Source organism: Variovorax sp. P4_D9, from assembly GCF_056401695.1.
Genome location: NZ_JBFUIU010000631.1, coordinates 1 through 5,234 on the forward strand (window position 1 = coordinate 1; position 5,234 = coordinate 5,234).

General features: G+C 66.6%; 4 protein-coding genes. All 4 read right to left on the reverse strand.

The features are described from left to right. Positions 1-89 precede the first annotated feature (89 nt). On the reverse strand, positions 90-1,019 hold the full coding sequence (locus tag AC1DY5_RS40995) for a branched-chain amino acid ABC transporter permease (protein ID WP_478120173.1): 930 nt from the start codon (positions 1,017-1,019) through the stop codon (positions 90-92). Between the two features lie 240 nt (positions 1,020-1,259). Beyond that, a complete protein-coding gene (locus AC1DY5_RS41000; RefSeq protein WP_478120174.1) occupies positions 1,260-2,552 on the reverse strand; it encodes a replication-associated recombination protein A in 1,293 nt (430 codons plus the stop codon). A 12-nt stretch (positions 2,553-2,564) separates the two neighbouring features. Continuing rightward, positions 2,565-3,197, reverse strand: a complete 633-nt coding sequence (gene lolA, locus AC1DY5_RS41005; protein ID WP_478120175.1) for an outer membrane lipoprotein periplasmic chaperone LolA — start codon at positions 3,195-3,197, stop codon at positions 2,565-2,567. Positions 3,198-3,214: 17 nt separating this feature from the next. Then, positions 3,215-5,234: DNA translocase FtsK (locus AC1DY5_RS41010; RefSeq protein ID WP_478120176.1), on the reverse strand; the 2,020-nt coding region annotated here is incomplete at its 5' end.

The following is a 5,234-nucleotide window of genomic DNA, read 5'->3' on the forward strand; positions in this document are numbered from 1 at the left end:
GGGTCTGCAGCAGCAGCGGCAGGGCGAGCACCAGGACGATGCCGACGGCGTACAGGAAGGTGTTCTTGCTGATCTTCATCGCGTGCTCCTCAGGCCCGGTCCGCCACGCGCTCGCCGAGCAGGCCCGAGGGCCGCAGCGTGAGCATGATGATCAGCACGATGAAGGCGAAGATGTCGCTGTAGTGGCTGCCCAGCACATCGCCCGTGAGCGCCCCGATGTAGCCCGAGCCGATGGCCTCGATCAGCCCCAGCAGGATGCCGCCGACCACCGCGCCGGCGAGGTTGCCGATGCCGCCGAAGACCGCCGCCGTGAAGGCCTTGAGGCCGGGGATGAAGCCCATCGCGTGCTGCGCGATGCCGTAGTTGGACGCGTACATCACGCCCGCCACCGCCGCCAGCACGGCGCCGATGATGAAGGTCGCCGAGATCACCATGTCCGGACGGATGCCCATCAGCGCCGCGACCCGCGGGTTCTCGGCGGTGGCGCGCATCGCGCGGCCGAGCTTGGTGTAGTTGACCAGCCAGGTCAGGATCGCGAGGCAGATCGCGGTGACGCTGAGGATCATCACCTGGGTCGGCGAGATCACCGCGCCGCCGATGTGGATCGGCGTGGTCGACAGCAGGTTCGGATAGGCCTTGTTGGTCGGCTTCCAGATGATCATCGCCAGCGTCTGCAGCAGGATCGACATGCCGATGGCGGTGATCAGCGGTGCCAGCTTGGGGCTGTTGCGCAGCGGCCGGTAGGCCACCTTCTCGATCACGAAGTTGAGCGTGGCGGCGACCACGCAGGCGATCAGCAGCGCGATCAGCAGGATCAGCCAGCCCGGCGTGCCGGGCATCGACTCCTGCATGAGGCCGATGATGCTCCAGCTGGTCAGTGCCCCGACCATCAGAACTTCCCCGTGCGCGAAATTGATGAGGTTGATGATGCCGTACACCATGGTATAGCCCAAGGCTATCAAGGCGTACATGCTGCCGAGAACCAGACCGTTGATGATCTGCTGCAGCAAGGTGTCCATAACGAAATCCCTTTTTGTGTTGACGCCCTCGAGAGGCGCCCGGCTGACCCGGCGCACTGGTTAGAACGCTGGGTTTCACTTAGCAAAAAACCCGCCAGCATGTGACGACGGCGGGTTTGTGGCGGGATTGTAATTACGCGGGAACGCCGTTCTGGTGCGGTTTCGACGGGGTTTTCCCGCTGGCGCAATGCGAAGAGCGCCGGTGGTGCATCGGAGTATCGATGTCGGTGCAGGGCGGTATCACCCTGCGGCATCCTCATTGCGTTTCCGCAATTCGCGCAGCTTTTCCGCGATGCGGATTTCGAGACCCCGCTCCACGGGACGGTAGAACGACAGCGCCTCGAGGCCCTCGGGCATGTAGCGCTCGCCGGCCGCAAAACCGCCCTCCTCGTCGTGCGCGTAGCGGTAGCCCTTGCCGTAGTCAAGTTGCTTCATCAACTGTGTCGGCGCATTACGCAGATGCATCGGCACCGGCCGCGTGCTGTCAGACTTGATGAAGGCCTTGACCTCGTTGTGGGCCTTGTAGACCGCGTTCGACTTCGGCGCCACCGCGAGGTACACCACGCACTGGGCCAGCGCCAGTTCGCCTTCGGGGCTGCCGAGCCGCTCGTACACCTCGGCCGCATCGAGCGCGAGCCGCAGCGCGCGCGGGTCGGCCAGGCCGATGTCCTCGCTCGCCATGCGCACCAGCCGGCGCGCCATGTAGCGCGGATCGGCGCCGCCGTCGAGCATGCGCACGAACCAGTACAGCGCCGCATCGGGATCGCTGCCGCGCACCGATTTGTGCAGCGCCGAAATGGTGTCGTAGAACTGCTCGCCGCCTTTGTCATAGCGCCTCAGCCGCTCGCCGAGCACGCGCAGCAGCCAGGCATCGGTGATGTTGTCGAGTTTCTCGGCGCCGGCGGCGACCGCCAGCGTCTCCAGCGTATTGAGCAGCCGCCGGGCGTCGCCGTCGGCGTAGGCCACCAGGCGGTCGACGGCTTCGGCATCGATCGCCGGGACCGCCTGGATGGCCCGCGCCCGTTCGACGATCTTCCTGAGATCGGCCTCTGCGAGCGGCTGCAGCACGTACACCGCGGCCCGCGACAGCAGCGCCGAGTTGACCTCGAAGGAGGGGTTCTCGGTGGTCGCGCCGATGAAAGTGAACAGGCCCGATTCGACGTGCGGCAGGAAGGCGTCCTGCTGGCTCTTGTTGAAGCGGTGCACCTCGTCGACGAAGACGATGGTGCGGCGCTGCTCAAGCCCGTCGCGTGCCGAGAGGGCGCGCTCGACCGCGTCGCGGATATCCTTCACGCCACCGAGCACCGCGCTGATGCTCAGGAACTGGGCGTCGAAGGCATCGGCCATCAGGCGCGCGATCGTGGTCTTGCCCACGCCCGGCGGGCCCCAGAGGATGCACGAGTGCGGCTGTCCGGACTCGAAGGCGATGCGCAGCGGCATGCCGGGGCCCAGCAGATGCTGCTGCCCGATCACTTCGCCGAGGGTCCGCGGGCGAAGTCGTTCGGCTAAGGGTTGGTGCGAGGAGCTGGCCATCCGCGGCCCGCCCTACTGGCGGATCACGTCGGCGCCGCTCGGCACCTTGAACTGGAAGGTCGACGGCGGCAGCGACGGGTTAACCTCGATCTTGCCGAACTTGATCACCGAGCGCTGGCCGAAGCTGTCGAGGATCTCGAGGGCGGACAGGGCGTCGCCCAGGAAGCCGACCTGCACGCTCTGCAACTGGCCGTCCTTGCTCTTCGGTGTCGCCTTGACCCACTGCAGGCCATCGCGCTCGGGCGCGGCCTCGAGCGTGAAGTCGGCCTGCAGGGCGCGCAGGTCGGGCGCCGCGGCGATCAGCGCGGCGGGCGTGGAGCCGAGCGCCTGGGCCTGCTTGCGCTGCGTCACCTGGTTGAGGTCGGCGTCGTACAGCGACAGCATCTCGCCGTCGGCGACGATGCTCTGAACGAAAGGCTTCTTGTAGTCGAACCTGAATTTGCCCGGCCGCTGGAATTCGAAGCGGCCGGTCGACACCTTGGCGCGCGACTCCTGGCCGTCCTTCGGCGGTGCCGTCACGGTCTGGGTGAACTCGGAACGGCCCGACTTCACGGTCTTCACGAAAGCCTCGAGGCTCTCCATGCCGCCGGCCCATGCACCGGCCGCAGCCACGGCCAGCAAGGCCCCCGCGATCAGCTTCTTCATTTTCATCTTCGATTCGTTCATTCCGTCCTTGCGGGCACCAGGATTTCGCGCTGGCCGCTGCCGCTCATGGCGCTCACCAGGCCCGCGTTTTCCATGTCCTCGACCAGCCGCGCGGCGCGGTTGTAGCCGATCTTCAAGTGGCGCTGCACCAGCGAGATACTGGCCTTGCGGTGCTTCAGCACGACCTCGACCGCCTGGTCGTACATCAGGTCCTTCTCGCCGCCTTCCGCACCGCCCTCGCCCAGCACATCGCCGTCGCCATCGACGGTACCGCCTTCGAGCACCCCTTCGATGTAGTCCGGCTCCCCTTGCGACTTGAGGTAGGCGACCACACGGTGCACTTCCTCGTCGCTCACGAAGGCGCCGTGCACGCGCACCGGCAGGCCGGTGCCGCTCGGCATGTAGAGCATGTCGCCCATGCCCAGCAGCGCCTCGGCGCCCATCTGGTCGAGGATGGTGCGGGAGTCGATCTTGCTCGACACCTGGAAGGCGATGCGGGTCGGGATGTTGGCCTTGATCAGGCCGGTAATCACGTCCACGCTGGGCCGCTGGGTCGCCAGGATCAGGTGGATGCCGGCCGCCCGCGCCTTCTGCGCCAAGCGGGCGATCAGTTCTTCGATCTTCTTGCCGACCACCATCATCAGGTCGGCCAGCTCGTCGATCACGACCACGATGTGCGGCTCGCGCTGCAGCGGCTCGGGGCTGTCGGGCGTCAGGCTGAAGGGGTTGTAGATGAACTCCTCGCGCGCCTTGGCCTCGTCGATCTTGACGTTGTAGCCGGCCAGGTTGCGCACGCCGAGCTTGCTCATGAGCTTGTAGCGCCGCTCCATCTCGGCCACGCACCAGTTCAGGCCGTGGGCCGCCTGCCGCATGTCGGTGACCACCGGCGCCAGCAGGTGTGGGATGCCTTCGTAGACCGACATCTCGAGCATCTTCGGGTCGATCATCAGCAGGCGGACGTCGCGCGCCTCGGCCTTGTACAACAGGCTCAGGATCATCGCGTTGATGCCGACCGACTTGCCGGAGCCCGTGGTGCCCGCCACCAGCACGTGCGGCATCTTCGCCAGATCGGCCACCACCGGGTTGCCGATGATGTCCTTGCCGAGGCCCATCGTGAGCATCGACTTGCCCTCGTTGTAGACCTGCGAGCCGAGGATCTCGCTGAGCTTGATCGACTGCCGCTTGGCGTTCGGCAGTTCGAGCGCCATGTAGTTCTTGCCTGGGATCGTCTCGACCACGCGGATCGACACCAGCGACAGCGAGCGCGCCAAGTCTTTCGCGAGGTTGACGATCTGCGAGCCCTTGACGCCGGTGGCCGGCTCGATCTCGTAGCGCGTGATCACCGGGCCCGGCGAGGCCAGCACCACGCGCACCTCGACGCCGAAGTCCTTGAGCTTCTTCTCGATCATGCGAGACGTCATCTCGAGCGTGTCGGGCGACACGGTTTCCTGGCGCGCCTGTGCGGCGTCGAGCAGGTCGACCTGCGGCAACTTGCTGTCGGGCAGCTCGCGGAACAGCGGCTTCTGGCGCTCCTTGGCCACGCGATCGCTCTTCGGCACCTCGGCCAGCGCCGGCTCGATCTGCACCGGGGGCGACGGCGCGCGCCGCTTGGGCCGCGGCAGGATGCGCAATTCTTCGTCGGGCACCTCGGGCTCGGGCCCGGAGTCGACCGCCGACAGTTCCTCTCGCTCGCGCACGGCCTGCTTGCCCATCGCGATGTCCTGCGCAATCTCGCGCTTTTCGCGCCGCGACTCGAACAATGAATAGAGGCGCGTGCCGATGCGTTCGGCGATCTGGCCCCAGGAGAAGCGAAACACCAGTGCCGAGCCGATCACGCCGCCGGCGATCGCGATCAGGGCCGAGCCGGTGAATCCCATCCACTTGACGCTTGCCGGTCCGACCAGGTAGCCGAGCACCCCGCCGCCATGCCCCGGCAGGCGGAACTCGAGCCGGTACAGCCGCGACCATTCGAGCACCGCGCTGGCGCAGAGCAGCAGGACCAGCCCGAACCAGAAGGCCAGGCGACTGCGATTGAAC

What these genes read in the sequence shown, in the direction of transcription:
- lolA (WP_478120175.1), bottom strand. Translation starts at nt 3,197, where the DNA reads ATGAAGAAGCTGATCGCGGGGGCCTTGCTGGCCGTGGCTGCGGCCGGT.
- AC1DY5_RS41000 (WP_478120174.1), bottom strand. Translation starts at nt 2,552, where the DNA reads ATGGCCAGCTCCTCGCACCAACCCTTAGCCGAACGACTTCGCCCGCGG.
- AC1DY5_RS40995 (WP_478120173.1), bottom strand. Translation starts at nt 1,019, where the DNA reads ATGGACACCTTGCTGCAGCAGATCATCAACGGTCTGGTTCTCGGCAGC.